Here is a 17,457-nt window from a genome sequence, read left to right as displayed (position 1 = left end):
CGGTGGAGGGGACTCATGACGGAACTGCCGCGGATCGTCAGCGTCGACGACCACGTGATCGAGCCCGCGCACCTCTTCGAGACCTGGCTGCCGCAGAAGTACCGGGACCGTGGACCCAAGCCGCTCACCGCCGGCATCGGCGAACTCGCCTACGTGGCGGGCAGGTACCAGATCACGATGGACCCCGACGGCCCGCCGACCGACTGGTGGATCTACGAGGACCTCAAGTTCCCGTACAAGCGCAACATCGCCGCCGTCGGCTTCGACCGCGACGAGATGACGCTGGAGGGCATCACCCGCGCGGAGATGCGGCGCGGCTGCTGGGACCCGGCCGAGCGACTCAGGGACATGGACCTCAACCACGTCGAGGCCAGCCTCTGCTTCCCTACCTTCCCCCGCTTCTGTGGGCAGACCTTCGCCGAGGCGCACGACAAGGAGGTCGCCCTGGCCTGCGTGCGCGCCTACAACGACTGGATGGTCGAGGAGTGGTGCGGCGACAGCGGCGGCCGGCTGATCCCGCTGTGCCTGATCCCGCTCTGGGACATCGACCTGGCCGTAGCCGAGATCCGGCACAACGCCGCCCGGGGCGTCAAGGCCGTGACCTTCTCCGAGATCCCCACCCACCTGGGGCTCCCCTCAATCCACTCCGGCTACTGGGACCCCTTCTTCGCGGTCTGCCAGGAGACCGGCACCGTCGTGAACATGCACATCGGGTCCAGCTCCCAGATGCCCGCCGCGTCCCCGGACGCGCCGCCCGCAGTGCAGGCATCGCTCAGCTTCAACAACGCCATGGCCTCGATGATGGACTTCCTCTTCTCCGGCGTGCTCGTGAAGTTCCCCCGGCTCAAACTCGCCTACTCGGAAGGGCAGATGGGCTGGATCCCGTACGCCCTGGAGCGCGCCGACGACGTCTGGGAGGAGCACCGCGCCTGGGGCGGGGTCAGGGACCTGATCCCGGAACCGCCCTCGACGTACTACTACCGGCAGATCTTCTGCTGCTTCTTCCGCGACAAGCACGGCGTGGCCTCCCTGGACACGGTCGGCCGCGACAACGCCACCCTCGAGACGGACTACCCGCACGTCGACTCGACCTTCCCGCACACCAAGGAGGTCGCCCTCGACCACGTGAAGGGCCTCGACGACGAGACCGTCCACAAGCTGATGCGCGGCAACGCGATCCGGATGCTGGACCTGGACCTCGACAGCTGATGGACCTCGCCTGCACCCCGGAGGAGGAGGACTTCCGCGCCCGGCTGCGCGCCTGGCTCCGCGAGACCCTGCCCGCCCTGCCCCCGAAGCCCGCGCCCGACGACTGGCCCGGACGGCGCGCCTACGACCTCGGCTGGCAGCGCAGGCTCTACGACGCCGGGTACGCGGGACTGCACTGGCCCGTCCACGCGGGCGGCCGGGGAGCCACCCCGACCCAGCACCTGATCTTCCTAGAGGAGACCGAGAAGGCGGGCGCCCCCTACGTGGGCGCCAACTTCGTCGGACTGCTGCACGCGGGCCCCACGATCGCCGTCGAGGGCACCGCCGAACAGCGGGCGCGCTGGCTGCCGCCCGTGCTGCGCGGCGAGGAGGTCTGGTGCCAGGGGTTCTCCGAGCCCGACGCGGGATCGGACCTGGCGGCGCTGCGCACACGCGCGCGGCGCGACGGCGACCACTACGTGGTCAGCGGGTCCAAGATCTGGACCTCGCACGCGGAGGTCGCGGACTGGTGCGAACTGCTCGTGCGCACCGATCCGGACGCCCCGAAGCACCGGGGTATCTCATGGCTGGCCCTGCCCATGGACGCGCCGGGCGTCACGGTCCGCCCGCTGCGCACCCTCGCGGGCTCGGCCGAGTTCGCGCAGGTGTTCCTCGACGAGGTGCGCGTCCCGGTCGCCAACCGGGTCGGCGCCGAGAACGACGGCTGGCGCGTGACCATGGTGACGCTCTCCTTCGAACGCGGCACGGCCTTCGTCGGCGAGGTCGTCGCCTGCCGGCGGGTGCTGCGCGAACTCGCCCGCGCGGCCCGCGCCGACGGCCACTGGGACGACGCCGTGCTGCGCCGCCGCCTCGGCCGGCTGAACGCCGAGTTCCGGGCGCTGTGGCGGCTGACGCAGTGGAACGTCAGCGAGGCGCAGCGCACGGGCGGGGTGCCCGGCACCGGCGGGTCCGTCTTCAAGCTGCGGTACTCGCACGCGCGGCAGGAGCTGTACGACGCGGCGGCCGAGGTCCTCGGGCCCGGCGCGCTGGACCTGGGGCACGAGTGGACCCTCGACCGGCTCTCCTCGCTGTCGTACACCATCGCGGCCGGCACCTCGCAGATCCAGGCGAACATTGTGGCCGAACGCATCCTGGGCCTCCCGAAGGGACGGTGACGGCATCCCGTGCACTTCCAACTCACGGACGACCAGCAGGCGTTGCGGGCGGGTGTGCGCACGCTGCTCGAAGGGCGCTTCGGCCGGGGGGCGCTGCGCGCGGCGGTGGACGGCGGCGGCCTCGACCGCGCGCTCTGGCACGAGCTGGGGGCGGCGGGCTTCTTCGCGCTGCGGCTGCCGGAGGCCGAGGGCGGGGTCGGCCTCGGCCTCCCGGAGGCGGTGCTGGCCTTCGAGGAGGCCGGTCGCGTGCTGCTCCCCGGGCCGCTGGTGGCGACACACCTGGCGGCCGGGACCGTGCCGGGGGCGGCCACCGGGGAGACGGTCGTGACCGCCGCGTACGGCGGCCTCGTGGAGTGGCTGGACGAGGCGGACGTCGTACGGGACCCCGGACCGCCCGGGTCACCCCCGGAGCCCCTCCGGAACGCGGAACGGCCGACGGCACCGCCCGGCTCGCCCGCCCGCCCGGTGTCCCTGATGCCCGAGGCCGTGGCCGTGCGGTCCGTCGACCCGCTGACCCCGCTGCACCGGGTGCCGGTCCCGGCGGCGCCCGATCCCCTGGTCGTCCTGCTCACCGCCGCCGAACAACTGGGCGGCGCGGCCCGCACCTGCGAGCTGGCGGTGCAACACGCCCGGGCGCGTGAGCAGTTCGGGCAGCCCATCGGGGCCTTCCAGGCGGTCAAGCACCTGTGCGCCCGGATGCTGGTCCGGGTGGAGACCGCGCGCGCGGCCGTGTACGCGGCCGCCGTGACCGCCGACCCGCCGGACATCGCCGCCGCCCGGCTGCTCGCCGACGAGGCCGCGGTGCGGGGCGCCCGGGACTGCCTCCAGGTGCACGGCGGCATGGGCTTCACCTGGGAGTCCGACGTCCACCTGCACCTGAAACGCGCCTGGATCCGCACCCGGCGTGCTGGCGACGCTACGGAGAGTGAGGAGATGCTGGCCGGGAATCTGCTGTCCGGATCGGCGTGGTGAGGCCCTGCGCAGGGCGCCCCGCGCGGGACGCTCACGGAATGTCGCGGAACGTGGCACACCGGAATCACGGAGCGTTGAGACCGGGTTGTGTCCTACGCGTGACTCGTCACGGCCTGGAGTCACAGCCGTGCTCCGGTACCTTGTGTGGGATGCGAGTGGTTCTGAGGCCGGACCATACCGGTGCTGCCCCCGAGGTGGCGCCGGACCGGGCGATGCGCGCCGCTCGCAGGGCGGGACGGACCGTCGTCCCCGCCTGTTCGACTCCCCGCTACGAGCGTCGCACAGTATGCCGTATGCGTACTCCTTCGCGCTGGAATATGCCCGAAGCGCTTGTTGGGGTGACTGTACGTCAACCATGCTGTCTCTCAAGGGAATCACGTTCCGTGACCCTGGTTCTGGCCATGCAGGCGATGGCCACGATCGTGGCCCTGGTGAGGCGCGAGGCGATGTGTCCGCCGGTTCGGATGGTGTGAGCGGTGCAGGTGCTTCAAGTGCAGCTGGAGATCCGGCCCGACCCCGCGGAGGTGGGGCGCGCCCGGAGATGGGCTCGGTCGCGGCTCGCGGTGTCCGGCATAGAGGCCGACGAGCCGCTCGCCGAGACGTTGATCCTGCTCGTCTCGGAGCTCGTCACCAACGCGGTGGTGCACACGGGCTGTCCGGCCGTGCTGCGCCTCCAGTTGCAGGGGGTTCGCGGCGAACCCTCCGGCGCCGCCGCCGGAACGGTCCGCCTGGAGGTGGCCGACTCCAGTGCCTGCCCGCCGGCCCCGCGCCACGCGCAGGGCGATGACACCAACGGCCGCGGTCTGGAGCTCGTCGACGGTCTCGCCGACCGCTGGGGCTGGAGCCCCGAAGGGGCCGGCAAGCGGATCTGGTGCGAGGTGGACCGCTGCGCCCCGGGTGTCACGAGGGCCGTCGCGTACCCGGCGTACGAGGGTTTCGCGTACGAGGCCGTGTAGCGCGCCGGCGTCCCGGTGGCGGCCCGTCGTGCGGAACGTGCATACATGCACGTCCACGGCGTCCGCCCGCGTGGTCCACGGCTGAATGCGCCGGGCAGTGCTCCCGTACGCGCTGTCACAAATGGGGTGTAGGTGATGAATCCCCGTACGGGTGTTGACGTGGCGTGTCCGTTTGATCACGCTTGTGTTCAGCGATTCGCCGCGAGGGGACGACGAGGGTTTCGGTGACGGAAGCCCTCGACGAGTGCGGATCGCGATTCGGCGTCGACTCCTCGAGGGCCAAGTGGGAGCAGGGCGGGAACGCCGGAGCCGGATGGCGGCGCGCGGTGCCGTGCTCGGGGCGGGCAGCGCCGCGCCGCCAGCCGACATCCCCGCGCCGCCGCCGGTCGGCGTCCGCCCGCACACACACCCCCTTTCTTCCCTCCGATTCGCCGGCTACAGCACGGCCACCGGTGCCACCGGGGAGCCCGTGCCGCCGACGAAGGGTTCGGGGGTGGCCGACAGCAGGAAGCTGTAGCGCCTTTCTTGTCCACAGGCTGTGGACAACTCTTCGAGATTCCAGTTCTGGCCCTGAAGCATCCCCATCTCCACGAGGTCGAGCGCGTGCACGGGCAGCCACAGGTCCTCTATCTCGGGAGGAAATATCTCAAAGGTGAGGGTGTCGTTCGCGACCGCGGCGACATCGCGGGCGTGGAACCACTCCGGGGTGCGGACCGAAAGACCCGGGGACGGATAGCCGTACGCCTCCCGGTCGCCCGCCAGATAGACCTGGACCTGGCCGGTGCGTACGAGGACGATGTCGCCCGTCCGCACCCGGGTGCCCGCGAACTCCTCGGCGGCGTCGAGGTCCTCGGGGGTCACGGCGTGCCCGCCCGCCAGCCGGTCCTCGCCGCGCGCCCGGGCGACGTCGAGCAGCACACCCCGCGAGACGATGTGCCGCGGCTTGTCGATGCCCCCGAACGCGGCCCCGCCGTGCGCGGTGACCGTCTCCGCCGGACGGCCGTTGTAGAGCCGCCCCGAGTGCGAGACGTGGGGCAGCGCGTCCCAGTGGGTGGCCGCCTGGAGCCCCATGGTCACGACGTCGTCGCTGCACGCGACCGTGCCCGGCCCGAACAGCTCCTGGTTGATCTGCACCATCACGTGCAGCGGGTTCACCCGCCCCGGGATCATGCCGGTCTGCACCCCGTCCTGCCGCAGCGGGAGCGCGAGCGGTATCCGGCGGCCCGTGCGCACCTCCGCCGCCGCCTCCCGCACCACCTCGTCGGTGACGAGGTTCAGTGTCCCGATCTCGTCGTCGGCGCCCCAGCGGCCCCAGTTGTTCACGCGCTCGGCGAGGTCGTGGAACGCCGGATGCGGTGTCGTCGCTGACATGGGTCCTCCGCGGGGCTTGTCTCCGGGTGTCTGCCGGGTCATAAAATCTAACGGTCCGTCAGAAACCGCGGGAAGGGGCCGGGCGTGGGGAACTTCTTGGCAGGCAAGGTCGTCGCCGTGACCGGCGCGGGCCGCGGGATAGGCCGCGCCGTCGCGCTCGCCTCGGCGGCCGAGGGGGCGCGCGTCGTCGTCAACGACCACGGCGTCTCCGTCGAGGGCGCGTCCCCGACGAGCGCGGTGGCCGAGGCGGTGGTCAAGGAGATCGAGGCGGCGGGCGGCGACGCCGTCGCGGTGGCCGACGACGTCTCCACCATGGCGGGCGGCCGGCGGGCCGTCGACGCGGCCCTGACGTCGTACGGGCGTCTCGACGGAGTCGTGTGCGTGGCGGGGATCCTGCGCGAGCGGATGCTCTTCAACATGACCGAGGAGGAGTGGGACCCGGTGGTCGCCACCCACCTGAAGGGCACGTTCACCGTCTTCCGCGCCGCCTCCGCGGTGATGCGCGCCCAGGGCTCCGGGACGCTGATCGGCTTCACCAGCGGCAACCACCAGGGCTCCGTCGCCCAGGCCAACTACAGCGCGGCGAAGGGCGGGATCATCTCACTGGTGCGCAGCGCCGCCCTCGGCCTGCACAAGTACGGGGTCACGGCCAACGCGGTCGCCCCGGTCGCCCGGACCCGGATGTCGGCGAACGTCCCCATGGAACTGGCCGAGATCGGCGAGCCCGAGGACGTGGCCGCCCTCGTCGTCTACCTCCTCTCCGACCGCGCCCGCCAGGAGCGGATCACCGGGCAGGTCTACACGATCGCCGGTCCCAAGATCGCGGTCTGGGCGCAGCCGCGGGAGCTGCGGGCCGGCTACGCCGAGGGCTCCTGGACCCCCGAACGGATCGCGGACTTCCTGCCCGGGACGGTGGGCGTGGACCCGATGCCGCTGCTGGAACGGGTCGAGGCGATGGCCCGGGCCGCCGCCGCGAAGCAACGCCCGAACGCGTGAGCGGCCGTGCGGGCGGCCGACGTGAGGCGGTGACCGTGGAGTTCGGAACCGGTGCGCGGGACGAGGCGTTCCGCGCCGAGGCGCGCGCGTGGCTGGCGGAACACCTCCCGGCCGGGGCGGGCCGCCGGGAGTGGGAGCGCGAACTCGGCGCGGCCGGCTGGATCGGACTCGGCTGGAGCGAGGACGGGTACGGCAACCGGACCGCGTCGCTGACGCAACAGGTGGCCTGGGCCGAGGAGTACGCCCGCGCGGACGCTCCGGCACGCTCGGGCCACATCGGCGAGAAGCTGCTCGCCCCCACCCTCATCGCCCACGGCACACCCGAGCAGAAGGCGCGCTTCCTGCCGCCGGTCGCCCGCGGCGAGGAACTGTGGTGCCAGGGCTACAGCGAACCCGGCGCCGGTTCGGACCTCGCGGGCGTGCGCACCGCCGCCGTACGGGAGGGGGACACGTACCGCGTCACCGGCCAGAAGATCTGGACGTCCCTCGCCCACGAGGCCGACTGGTGCTTCGTCCTCGCCCGTACGCGGCCCGGTTCGGTCCGCCACCACGGACTGTCGTTCCTGCTCGTCCCCATGGACCAGCCCGGCCGCGTCGAGGTCCGGCCGATCCGCCAGCTCACCGGGACGAGCGAGTTCAACGAGGTGTTCTTCGACGGCGCGGAGGCGCGCGCCGAGCACCTCGTCGGCGCCGAGGGCGACGGCTGGCGCGTGGCGATGAGCCTGCTCGGCTTCGAGCGCGGAGTGTCGACCCTGGCCCAGCAGATCGGATTCGCACGGGAGTTGGGCACCGTGATCCGGGCGGCCGTCGCCACCGGGGCCGCCGACGACCCCGTCGTCCGGGACCGGCTCGTGGACCAGTGGGCGCAGTTGCGCGCGATGCGCTGGAACGCCCTGCGCACACTGGGCAGTTCGGACGCCGAGGCGCCGGGAGCGCCCAGTGTGGCGAAGCTGCTGTGGGGCCGCTGGCACCAGCGGCTCGGCGAGCTGGCGATGGAGGTGCGGGGCGCCGGGGCGGCCGTGGGTCCCGCGGACTGGTCGCCCGAGGAGCCGTACCGGATCGACGAGCTCCAGCACCTGTTCCTGTTCGGCCGGGCCGACACAATCTACGGCGGCTCCGACGAGATCCAGCGCACGATCATCGCCGAGCGCGTGCTCGGCCTGCCGAAGGAACCCCGGGGATGAACCCGGGCGGAGGGGAGCCGGTGCGATGCGAGGCGTGATCTTCGACGGGAAGCGGACCCGGGTCGTGGACGATCTCGAGGTGCGCGATCCGGGACCGGGCGAGGTGCGGGTCGCGATCGCGGCGGCCGGGCTCTGCCACAGCGACCTGTCCGTGGTGGACGGCACCATCCCCTTCCCGGTCCCCGTGGTGCTGGGGCACGAGGGCGCGGGGACCGTCGAGTCGGTGGGCGCCGGCGTCACCCACGTACGGCCCGGCGACCACGTGTCGCTGTCCACGCTCGCCAACTGCGGTGCCTGCGCCCAGTGCGACCGCGGACGGCCGACCATGTGCCGTGCGGCGATCGGGATGCCGCGGCAACCGTTCACCCGGGGCGGCCGCCCGCTCCACCAGTTCGCCTCCAACTCGGCCTTCGCGGAGCGCACGGTCGTCAAGGCGGTGCAGGCGGTGCCCGTCCCCGCGGACATCCCGATGCCGTCCGCCGCGCTGATCGGGTGCGGGGTGCTGACCGGCGTCGGGGCCGTGCTGAACCGGGCGCGGGTGGAGCACGGCGACACGGTCCTCGTCATCGGCACGGGCGGCGTCGGGCTCAACGTGATCCAGGGGGCGCGGCTCGCCGGTGCCGTACGGATCGTGGCGGTGGACGCCAACCCGGCCAAGGAGACGGCGGCCCGCCGGTTCGGCGCCACGGACTTCCTCACCTCGACCCGGGGCGTGCGGGACCTCCTGCCCACGGGCGCCGACCACGCCTTCGAGTGCGTCGGCCGGGTCGAACTCGTCCGCGAGGCCGTCGACCTGCTCGACCGGCACGGCCAGGCGATCCTCCTCGGCGTCCCGCCGGCGACCGCCGAGGCGTCCTTCCTCGTCTCCTCGATGTACCTGGACAAGTCGATCCTCGGCTGCCGGTACGGTTCCTCGCGGCCCCAGCGCGACATCGCCCGGTACGCCGAGCTGTACCGGAGCGGGCGGCTGCTGCTGGACGAACTGGTGACCGCGACCTACCCGGTCGAGGACTTCGAGAAGGCGGCGGACGACGCCCACCAGGGCAGGGTCGCGCGGGCGGTGCTGACGTTCTAGCGCACGCTCCAGCGGACGTCCGGCGGGGCCCCGTGAGCACGGCACGGCGGGGACGCCGTACGCGGGCCCGGGGCGGCGGTGGCCGAAGTTGTCCACAGGGCGCGGGAATTCCGTGGGCGGTGTCGGCGCGGTCGCCTAACGTCGTCGCATGAGCTATCGCGACGTCGCCTCCCGCCAGGTCCTGGCCTGGGCCGTCGTGGCCGTCGCCGCCCGCCTCCCGGTGGCCATGGCCCCGCTGGCCCTGGTCTTCCTGGTCCGCGAGCGCCCCGGGGGTTATGCCCTGGGCGCGGTCCTCGCGGCGGCCTACGTGGTCGGGGAGATCACCGGCGCACCCCTGCTCGGCACGCGGATGCGCCCGCACAGCGCCCGCCGCCAACTGGCCGCGGGCCTGGCGGCCGGAGCGCTCGGCTTCGCGGGCCTCGGCGCGTTCCCGCACGCGCACGCGGGGATACTCGCGGCGTTCGCGTTCCTCGCCGGAGCCGCGCCCGCCGCGGCCCCCGGCGGCCTGCGCACCCTGCTCACCGGCCTCGTCCCGAAGGACGCCGTCGCCCAGGCCCTGTCGACCGAGTCGATGCTGATGTCCGGCATCTGGGCGCTGTCCCCGGCCGCGGTCACCGGCCTCGCGCTGGGCGTCGCCCCCGCGGTGCCCCTCGTGCTGGCCGCCGCGCTGATGGCGGCGTCCGTCGCGGGGCTGTGGCTGCTGCCCGCGGGCTGGGAGGCCGACGCGGCGGACCGGGACGGCGTCTCGCTGCCCCGCCTGCTGGCCCGCGCCTGGCCGGTGTACGTGACGGGCGCGGCGAGCCTGTCCCTGCTCGCCCTCGCCGAACTGGTCCTGCCCGCGCTCCTGGAGCAGCGCGCCGTCGGCGTGGGCTGGTCGGGCCCGCTGCTCTCGGGGTTCGCGCTCGGGTCGGGCGTGGGCGCGTTCGTCTACGGGCTGCGGTCCTGGCCGGGGGACCTGCGGGCCCGGAGCGTGGTGCTCATGACGGGCGTCTCCGCCTGCGTGGCGCTGGTCGCGGTGCTGCCGGCCCCCGGCTGGACGGCCGCCGCCCTCGCCGTCGCGGGCGTGCTCCAGGCCGGCGCGATGCTCACCCGCAACCTGTCGCTGCGCGAGGTGCTTCCGCCGAGCGCGCTGGCCGCCGGCTACTCGGTGATGTACGCGGCGGTCGGCGCGGGATACGCGGCGACCGGCTCCCTCGCGGGTGCCCTGCTGCACTTCGTCGCTCCGTCGACCGCGATCCTGGCCGGCGTCGCGCTGACGCTGGCGCTCACCGCGGTCGGCGCGCTGGGGGAGGGCCGGAGCGGGCGCCGGGCGCCCGCGGCGACACCGTCAACCGGCGCTCGCGACACGGCCGTTGGCGTCCTTCCGGCCCCCGGTCCCGCCTCCGTTGCCGGCGCGGAAGGTGCGGCGATAGGTCGTGGGGGTGACCCCGAGGGCGGACTGTAGGTGCTGGCGCATCGACTGGGCCGTGCCGAAGCCGGCGTCCCGGGCCACCTGGTCGATCGACAGGTCGCTGGACTCCAGGAGATGGCGGGCCCGCTCCACGCGCTGCTGGGTGAGCCACTGCCCGGGGCTGATGCCGGCCTCCTCGCGGAAGCGGCGCGTGAAGGTGCGTACGGACATGTTCTCCTGCTCCGCCATGTCGCGGAGCTGGATGGGCTCGTGGAGGCGGCCGAGGGCCCAGGCGCGGGCGGCCGTGGTGGTCGCCACCTGGGGCTCGGGGACGGGTCGGTGGATGTACTGCGCCTGGCCGCCGTCCCGGTGCGGCGGCACGACGGTGCGGCGGGCCACGTCGTTGGCGACGGCGGTGCCGTGGTCGCGGCGCACGAGGTGGATGCAGAGGTCGATCCCGGCGGCGACCCCGGCTGAGGTGAGGATGTCGCCGTCGTCGATGAACAGGACGTCCGCGTCCACCTTGATCCTCGGGAAGAGCCGCTGGAAGTGCTCGGCTGAGGCCCAGTGCGTGGTGGCGGCGCGGCCGTCGAGCAGGCCCGCGGCGGCCAGCACGTATCCGCCGGTGCAGATGGAGACGAGCCGGGTGCCCGGCCGGACGTGGGCCAGCGCTGCGGCCAGTTCGGGCGTCAGGACGCCCTCCTCGTGGACCGGGCCCAGCTCGTAGGAGGCGGGGATCACGACGGTGTCGGCGGTGGCCAGCGCCTCCGGCCCGTTCTCCACGAGTACGGCGAAGTCGGCGTCCGTCTCCACGGGCCCGGGCGCGCGGACCGAGCAGGTGACGACCTCGTACAGCGCGCGTCCCTCGGCGTCCCTGGCTCGCCCGAAGATCCGCTGGGGGATGCCCAGTTCGAAGGGCAGCAGCCCGTCCAGCGCGAGGACGACGACCCGGTGCCGCCGCGCCGGGGCCCGCTCCTCGAGGTCCGCCGGGGAGGTCCCGGACGCCCTGGCCGGATCCTGGTGCCGACGGGGTCCCGCGGAGGCGTCCGCCTGCGCGGTGGCGGTCCCCGGGGCCGGAGCGGGGTCGGGAAGCGTGGCGGTCCCCGGGGCCGCGGCACCGTCCGGGGCCGCCGCCGTGGCCGGAGCCGCGGGGGTGCCGTCCGTGGCGCCGGGCGGGCTCGGGGCGGCCGGCGTCGTGGCGGGTGCGCTGTCCCGGTGGCCGGGACGGATGAGAGCCATGGCCCGATCCTAGCGAACGCTGTCCTTCGGGCCACTCGTTCGCCGGAAGCGCGACCCCGAAGCTCTATGACGTGACCCAGACATCCGCAGCCACCGCCGCCGCGGCGGAATCAGGAACCGCCCGCCCGCCCCGTCGTACGCGCGTCCACCGCGCGTGGTTCGTCGCCGCCGTGACCTTCGTGACGATCATCGGCGCGGCGGCCTTCCGTTCCCTGCCCGGCCTGCTCATCGACCCGCTGCACGAGGACTTCGGCTGGTCGCGCGGCACGATCGGCGCGGCGGTGTCGGTCAACCTCGCGCTGTACGGGCTGACGGCGCCGTTCGCCGCCGCGCTGATGGACCGCTTCGGCATCCGCCGGGTGGTGGCGGTCGCCCTGATGGTGATCGCGCTCGGCGCCGGGGCCACCGTGTGGATGACGGCGCCCTGGCAGCTGATGCTCTGCTGGGGCCTGCTGGTCGGCCTCGGCTCGGGGTCGATGGCGCTCGCCTTCGCGGCGACGGTCACCAACCGCTGGTTCACGAAGCGCCGGGGCCTGGTCACCGGCATCCTCACCGCCGCCTCGGCCTCGGGCCAGCTGATCTTCCTCCCGCTGCTGTCCTGGATCATCTCGGAGCACAGCTGGCGACCGGCGGCCGTCACGGTCTCCCTGGCCGCCCTCGCGGTGGTCCCCTTCGTCTGGCTGCTGCTGCGGGACCACCCGGCGGACGTGGGCCTGACGCCGTACGGCGCGACGGAGTTCACGGAGAAGCCGCCGGCGGTGCCGGGTGCGGCGCGCCGGGCGGTGACGGTGCTGTTCTCCGCCTCTCGCACGGGCCCGTTCTGGCTGCTGGCCGGCACCTTCGCGATCTGCGGCGCCTCGACCAACGGCCTGATCCAGACCCACTTCGTGCCCGCGGCCCACGACCACGGCATGCCGATCACGGCGGCGGCCTCGCTCCTCGCGGTCATCGGCGTGTTCGACGTGATCGGCACGGTCGCCTCCGGCTGGTTCACCGACCGCTTCGAACCGCGCAGGCTGCTGGCCGTGTACTACGCGCTGCGGGGTGTCTCGCTGCTGTTCCTGCCCATGCTCCTGGCGCCGAGCGTGCACCCGCCGATGATCTTCTTCATCGTCTTCTACGGCCTCGACTGGGTCGCCACGGTGCCGCCCACGCTGGCCCTGTGCCGCGAGCAGTACGGCGAGGACAGCGCGATCGTCTTCGGCTGGGTCCTCGCCTCCCACCAGGTGGGCGCCGCCCTCGTCGCCTTCCTCGGCGGTGTGGCACGGGACGCGTTCGGCTCGTACGACCTCGTCTGGCAGGCCTCCGGGGCGCTGTGCGCGGCGGCGGCGCTGATGGCACTGGTGATCCGGCGGCGCCCGGAGCGCCCGGCGGTGACACTCGCCTGAGCTCCCGCGGGGGCGGTGAGCCGTCTCGGGGACGCGGTCAGAGGAAGCGGCCGCGGTGGAAGAGCAGCGGCGGCCGGTCGCCGCCGGCCGCGCCGAGCGCGGTCACCCGCCCCACCACCACGAGGTGGTCCCCGCCCGTGTGGACCGCGTGGATCGTGCAGTCGATCCACGCGAGGGCGCCGGTGAGGCGCGGGGAGCCGGAGACGGGCGCGGCGTCGTACCCGACACCGGCGAACTTGTCCGCGCCGCTCACCGCGAAACCGCGGCACAGCTCGCCCTGGTGGGCTCCCAGGACGTTGACGCAGAAGACGCCGGCGCGGGCGATGCGGGGCCAGGTCGTCGACGTACGCCCGACCATGAAGGCGATCAGCGGCGGGTCGAGCGAGAGGGCCGAGAAGGACTGGCAGGCGAAACCGGCGGGGCCGCCCTCCCCGTCGGCGGCGGGGGCCGTCACCACGGTCACCCCGGTCGCGAAGTTCCCGAGGACCCGCCGGAACTCGGACTGGTCGAACGGCGCCCGCTCGTCGTCGCCGACCGCGCGCAACCCGGGCCGCGGCAGCGCCTCCACGGGCTCCGCGACGGTGGGTGCCCCGGCGGACCTGAGATAACGGACGGCGGCGGCCGCCATCCCTGCGTGTCCCATCACACCGCCCATTGAAGCTGACGGACCGTCAGATGGGAAGCCCCCGGCACCGGCGGTAGGAGCGTCCTGGTGGTCGGCGGTGCGCTCGGAGCGACAGGGCCCGACGCGGCAGGCTCGGCACCGGCGGCGGAGGCGTCCCCGGCGGGGCACGCGTCCGGCATCCGGCGTGGGCGTGTCCCGGTGATCGGTGGTTCGCCGGTCAGCGTCCCCGGTATCGGGGAGTCCGTCGTTCCACGAAGCTCGCCACGCCCTCCTGGGCGTCCGCCGTCGTCATGTTGATCTCCTGGGCCGCCGCCTCCGCGGCGAACGCCGTGGCCCGGTCGGCGTCGAGGGAGGCGTTGACGAGCTGCTTGGTGAGGGCGAGCGCGCGGGTCGGACCCGCGGCGATCCGCTCCGACCAGGCGCGGGCCGTCTTCTCCAGGTCGGCCGCGGGGACGACGCGGTTGACGAGCCCGAGCCGTTCGGCGTCCGGGGCGGTGAGCGCGTCGCCGAAGAACATCAGCTCCTTGGCCCGCCGCGGCCCGATCAGGCGCGGCAGGAGATAGGCACCGCCGCCGTCCGGGACGAGTCCCCGGCGTACGAACACCTCGATGAACGTGGCGGAGTCCGCAGCGAGGACCAGGTCGCAGGCGAGCGCGAGATGGGCGCCGAGACCGGCGGCGGTACCGTTCACGGCCGCGATCACCGGTTTCTCGCAGTCCAGGACGGCGGCGACGAGGCACTGCGCGCCGAGCCGCAGGGTGCGGGCCACGTCGCCCGGCACGCGGTCGCCGCCGGCCGGCGCGCCCCGCAGATCGGCGCCAACGCAGAACCCGCGTCCGGTGGCGGTGAGGACGACTGCGCGGACACCGGGGTCGGCGGAAGCCTCGGCGAGCAGCGCGATCACGCGTTCGCGCTGGTCCCAGGTGACGGCGTTCATCGCCTCGGGCCGGTTGAGGGTGATCCACGAGACGGCGTTGTCAGTGGCGTGCAGTACCAATGAGTCGAGGGCTTCCTCCGTGTCACCGGGGCCTCGGGGGCCTTCGGTTCCTTCGGGACCGTCGGTCCGGTGGCGCGGGGGCCGGCCGGGGGAGGAAGCGTCGGGGGAGGACGCCATGGGGGAGCTCCGTTTCGTACGACGGGTCGCGGCGGTGCTGGGGCGGTTCGCCCGAGGGCGCGCGAAAGGATGGGCGGGGGCCCGGTCGCCAGCGTGCTCAGTGGCAGACCGCCAGCGCGTCCAGGGCCACGGCGCCCTGCCCGCGCGGCAGCACCATCAGCGGGTTGATGTCCAGCTCCGCGATGTCGTCCCCCAGTTCCAGCGCCATCCGCTGCACCCGCAGGATCACCTCGACGAGGGCGTCGACGTCCACGGGAGGACCGCCGCGCACACCGTCGAGGAGCGCCCGCCCCCGCAGCTCCGTCAGCATGGTCCGCGCCTGGTCCTCGCCGAACGGCGGCACCCGCACGGCCGTGTCCCGCAGCACCTCCACGAGGACGCCGCCGAGGCCGACGGTGACGGTCGGCCCGAAGAGCGGGTCGTGCGCGACGCCGACGACCATCTCGACGCCCCGCTCGACCATCTGGCACACCAGTACACCGTCCAGCGAGATCCCCTCGTAGCGGGCGATGTCGGTCAGCTCGCGGTAGGCGTCCCTGACCTGGCTGGCGGAGGTCAGATCGACCTTCACCAGACCCAGTTCGGTCTTGTGGGCGATCTGCGCGCCGGACGCCTTCATGACGACCGGGTAGCCGACCAGGCCCGCCGCCCGCACCGACGCCGCCGCACTGGTCACCAGCTGCTCGCGCGGCACGCGTATGCCGTACGCCCGCAGCAGCTGCTTGGCCGCGTGCTCGCTCAGCTGCTGCCCCGGACGCATCAGCGCCTGCGCCTTTCGGAAGGAGGGCGAGGGTGTGCGGGGCGCCTCGTCGAAGGGCGAGCGGTACGCGGCGGCGAACCGGTGGTGCTCCAGGTGGGCGCGGACGGCGGTGACGCAGTTCGCGAACGTACGGAAGGTGGCGACCCGCGACGACCCGAGGAGCGTCTCGCGGTACGCGGCCTCCGTGCCGACCGGCGATCCCCACACCACGCACACCAGCTTGTCCGTCCGCTCCGCCGCGTCCACCAGGTCCTGGGCCAGCTTGTCGCTCATCGGCGGGAACGGCCCGGTGATGGGGCAGACCAGCACACCGACCGACGGGTCGGCGAGGATCGCGTCGATGATCTTCCGGCCGCGCGGGTCGCCGACCGGGTGGCCGCCGTTGTCGACGGGATTGGCGACGTTCAGGTACTCCGGTATCCACGTGTGGAGTTCCGCCTGCTTGGCGGCGGACAGCGTGGGCAGCGAGAGCCCGGCCGCGGTGGCGAGGTCGGCGAAGTGCGCTCCGGTGCCGCCCGAGATCGAATACACGGCGACGCCGTCGGCCCGTGGGGCCCGTGCCCGGGCCAGCAGGGCGGCGGTGTCCTGGAGTTCGTCGAGTCCGTCGACGCGGATCACGCCGTACTGCCGCATCGCCGCGTCGACCACGGCGTCCGAGCCGGTCAGCTTGCCGGTGTGTGAGGCGGCGGTGCGGGCGCCGGTCTCGGTGCGGCCCACCTTGACCGCGACGACCGGCACCCCGCGGCGGACGGCGCGGTCGGCGGCGAGCAGGAAGGAGCGGCCGTCCTTCAGCCCCTCGATGTAGCAGGCGATGGCGCCGACCTCGGGCCGCTCGGCGAAGTAGGAGATGAAGTCGGCGGTCTCCAGGTCGGCCTCGTTGCCGGTGGGCGCCCAGTGGGAGAGTCGGATGCCCAGCTCCTGGAGCGCGAAGACGGGGCGGCCCTGGTGCCCGGACTGGGTGATGAGGGCGATCGCCGGTCCTTCGAGGTCGTCGCGGAACCGCTCGAAGGCGTTGAGGTTGGTGTTCGGGCCCAGGAGCCGCAGACCGGAGCGCGAGACGGCGGCGGCGAGACGGGACTGCGCCGCCGCGCCCTCCGGTCCGGTCTCGGCGAACCCGGAGGCGAAGGCGACCGCGAACCTGACCTTGGCCTCGGTGAGTTCGTCGATCACGGAGGCGGGGTCGCCGACCAGGAGCGCGGCGAGGTCGACCTGTTCCGGCAGGTCGGCGACGGAGGAAAAGCACGGGATGCCGAAGACGGCGGGGCGGGTGGGATGCACGGGGTACAGGCGGGCGCCGACCCGCTCGGCCCACGCGAGCAGTTGCCGGGTGATCCCGGTGTTCGGCCGGCCCTCGGCGTCGGAGGCGCCGATCACGGCCACCGACTCGGGCCGGAAGAAGCGGTCCAGATCGGGTACGGCGGCGTACAGCGGCCGGCCGCTGACGTCCAGGTCGTCGACGTCGGCGGGTCTGCCGTGGACGACCGGTGAGGGTTGCTCGCCGCAGGCGATGACGCGGGCCCGGCGGGAGTCGGTGGTGAGGGTGCCGTGGGTTGATCCAAGCATCGGTCCGCCCGCTCCTGTGTGACAGCCAATTAACTGACGCTGTGTCAGATTACGCAACTGACGCCCTGTCAGGAACAGTCGTGCACGCAAAGGCTGTGCGCAGGCGGGGGACGCGGGGCGCCGGTGTGGGGCGGCGCGCACAGGGGGTCGTACCCGCCGCACGCCGGAGGGGAACCGGGCGGGGGAGAAGTGGCGCGGAGGGACCACCTCGTCGGCCGGGACGCGCCGGGGGTGGCCCTGGCGTTGGGTCGACGCACTCCGCGGAGCCGGGGCGTGACCGGCACGCCTCCCGAGGCCCGGGTGTCACCGGCACCCTTCCCGAGGCCGGGGTGTGACGGCATCCTTCCCGAGGCCCGGTGCGATCGGCACCCTTCCCGGAGCCGGGGGTGTGACCGGCACCCTTTCCGAGGTCGGGATGTGACCGGCACCCTCCCCGGAGCCGGGGCGTGACCGGCACGCCT

14 protein-coding genes are annotated in these 17,457 nt (G+C 73.7%); 9 read left to right on the top strand and 5 right to left on the bottom strand.

From position 1 onward, the window contains the following. Positions 1-15 precede the first annotated feature (15 nt). The 4 genes from ACFYQQ_RS22855 (at position 16) to ACFYQQ_RS22840 (ending at position 4,291) form a co-directional block, all read left to right on the top strand. Positions 16-1,209: an amidohydrolase family protein gene (locus ACFYQQ_RS22855; protein ID WP_355785538.1), complete on the top strand. Its 1,194-nt coding sequence runs from the start codon at positions 16-18 to the stop codon at positions 1,207-1,209. Next, positions 1,209-2,363 carry an acyl-CoA dehydrogenase gene (locus ACFYQQ_RS22850; protein WP_355785536.1) on the top strand — a complete coding sequence of 385 codons (1,155 nt, stop codon included), beginning with the start codon at positions 1,209-1,211 and terminating at the stop codon, positions 2,361-2,363. The genes ACFYQQ_RS22855 and ACFYQQ_RS22850 overlap by 1 nt, the downstream gene beginning before the upstream one ends. Positions 2,364-2,372: 9 nt before the next feature. Next, positions 2,373-3,335: an acyl-CoA dehydrogenase family protein gene (locus ACFYQQ_RS22845; protein ID WP_388905014.1), complete on the top strand. Its 963-nt coding sequence runs from the start codon at positions 2,373-2,375 to the stop codon at positions 3,333-3,335. A gap of 476 nt (positions 3,336-3,811) precedes the next feature. Continuing rightward, complete coding sequence (locus ACFYQQ_RS22840; protein WP_355787786.1) at positions 3,812-4,291, top strand: ATP-binding protein; 480 nt, start codon at positions 3,812-3,814, stop codon at positions 4,289-4,291. A gap of 435 nt (positions 4,292-4,726) precedes the next feature. Here the strand turns inward: ACFYQQ_RS22840 and ACFYQQ_RS22835 are convergent, their stop codons facing one another. After that, positions 4,727-5,662 (bottom strand): cyclase family protein, encoded by a 936-nt coding sequence (locus ACFYQQ_RS22835; protein WP_355787789.1) that lies wholly within the window; start codon positions 5,660-5,662, stop codon positions 4,727-4,729. Positions 5,663-5,746: 84 nt separating this feature from the next. On the opposite strand from ACFYQQ_RS22835, the gene ACFYQQ_RS22830 reads away from it, so the two are divergent. From ACFYQQ_RS22830 to ACFYQQ_RS22815, 4 genes are all read left to right on the top strand, one after another. Then, positions 5,747-6,658, top strand: coding sequence for an SDR family oxidoreductase (locus ACFYQQ_RS22830; protein WP_355787792.1), 912 nt, complete (start codon positions 5,747-5,749; stop codon positions 6,656-6,658). Positions 6,659-6,693: 35 nt separating this feature from the next. Further along, on the top strand, positions 6,694-7,842 hold the full coding sequence (locus ACFYQQ_RS22825; protein WP_355787795.1) for an acyl-CoA dehydrogenase family protein: 1,149 nt from the start codon (positions 6,694-6,696) through the stop codon (positions 7,840-7,842). Positions 7,843-7,867: 25 nt separating this feature from the next. Beyond that, positions 7,868-8,917: a Zn-dependent alcohol dehydrogenase gene (locus tag ACFYQQ_RS22820; protein WP_355787798.1), complete on the top strand. Its 1,050-nt coding sequence runs from the start codon at positions 7,868-7,870 to the stop codon at positions 8,915-8,917. A 148-nt stretch (positions 8,918-9,065) separates the two neighbouring features. Next, positions 9,066-10,361 (top strand): MFS transporter, encoded by a 1,296-nt coding sequence (locus ACFYQQ_RS22815; RefSeq protein ID WP_356163881.1) that lies wholly within the window; start codon positions 9,066-9,068, stop codon positions 10,359-10,361. Here the strand turns inward: ACFYQQ_RS22815 and ACFYQQ_RS22810 are convergent. Then, positions 10,245-11,240 carry a helix-turn-helix domain-containing protein gene (locus ACFYQQ_RS22810; RefSeq protein ID WP_355794456.1) on the bottom strand — a complete coding sequence of 332 codons (996 nt, stop codon included), beginning with the start codon at positions 11,238-11,240 and terminating at the stop codon, positions 10,245-10,247. The two genes, ACFYQQ_RS22815 and ACFYQQ_RS22810, sit on opposite strands and share 117 nt — an antisense overlap. Before the next feature lie 377 nt (positions 11,241-11,617). Between ACFYQQ_RS22810 and ACFYQQ_RS22805 the strand changes: the two genes are divergently transcribed. Next, complete coding sequence (locus ACFYQQ_RS22805) at positions 11,618-12,934, top strand: MFS transporter (RefSeq protein WP_355782128.1); 1,317 nt, start codon at positions 11,618-11,620, stop codon at positions 12,932-12,934. Positions 12,935-12,971: 37 nt separating this feature from the next. Here ACFYQQ_RS22805 and ACFYQQ_RS22800 read toward each other — a convergent pair whose 3' ends face one another. From ACFYQQ_RS22800 to ACFYQQ_RS22790, 3 genes are all read right to left on the bottom strand, one after another. Then, positions 12,972-13,577, bottom strand: a complete 606-nt coding sequence (locus tag ACFYQQ_RS22800; RefSeq protein WP_355782134.1) for a flavin reductase family protein — start codon at positions 13,575-13,577, stop codon at positions 12,972-12,974. A gap of 199 nt (positions 13,578-13,776) precedes the next feature. Continuing rightward, on the bottom strand, positions 13,777-14,556 hold the full coding sequence (locus tag ACFYQQ_RS22795; RefSeq protein WP_355782131.1) for an enoyl-CoA hydratase-related protein: 780 nt from the start codon (positions 14,554-14,556) through the stop codon (positions 13,777-13,779). A gap of 214 nt (positions 14,557-14,770) precedes the next feature. Further along, a complete protein-coding gene (locus ACFYQQ_RS22790) occupies positions 14,771-16,996 on the bottom strand; it encodes an acetate--CoA ligase family protein (RefSeq protein WP_355782125.1) in 2,226 nt (741 codons plus the stop codon). Positions 16,997-17,457 lie beyond the last annotated feature (461 nt).

Source organism: Streptomyces sp. NPDC005496 (assembly GCF_042872045.1).
In the GTDB taxonomy this organism is placed as follows: Bacteria; Actinomycetota; Actinomycetes; order Streptomycetales; family Streptomycetaceae; genus Streptomyces.
This window is presented reverse-complemented; position numbering and strand designations above follow the sequence as displayed.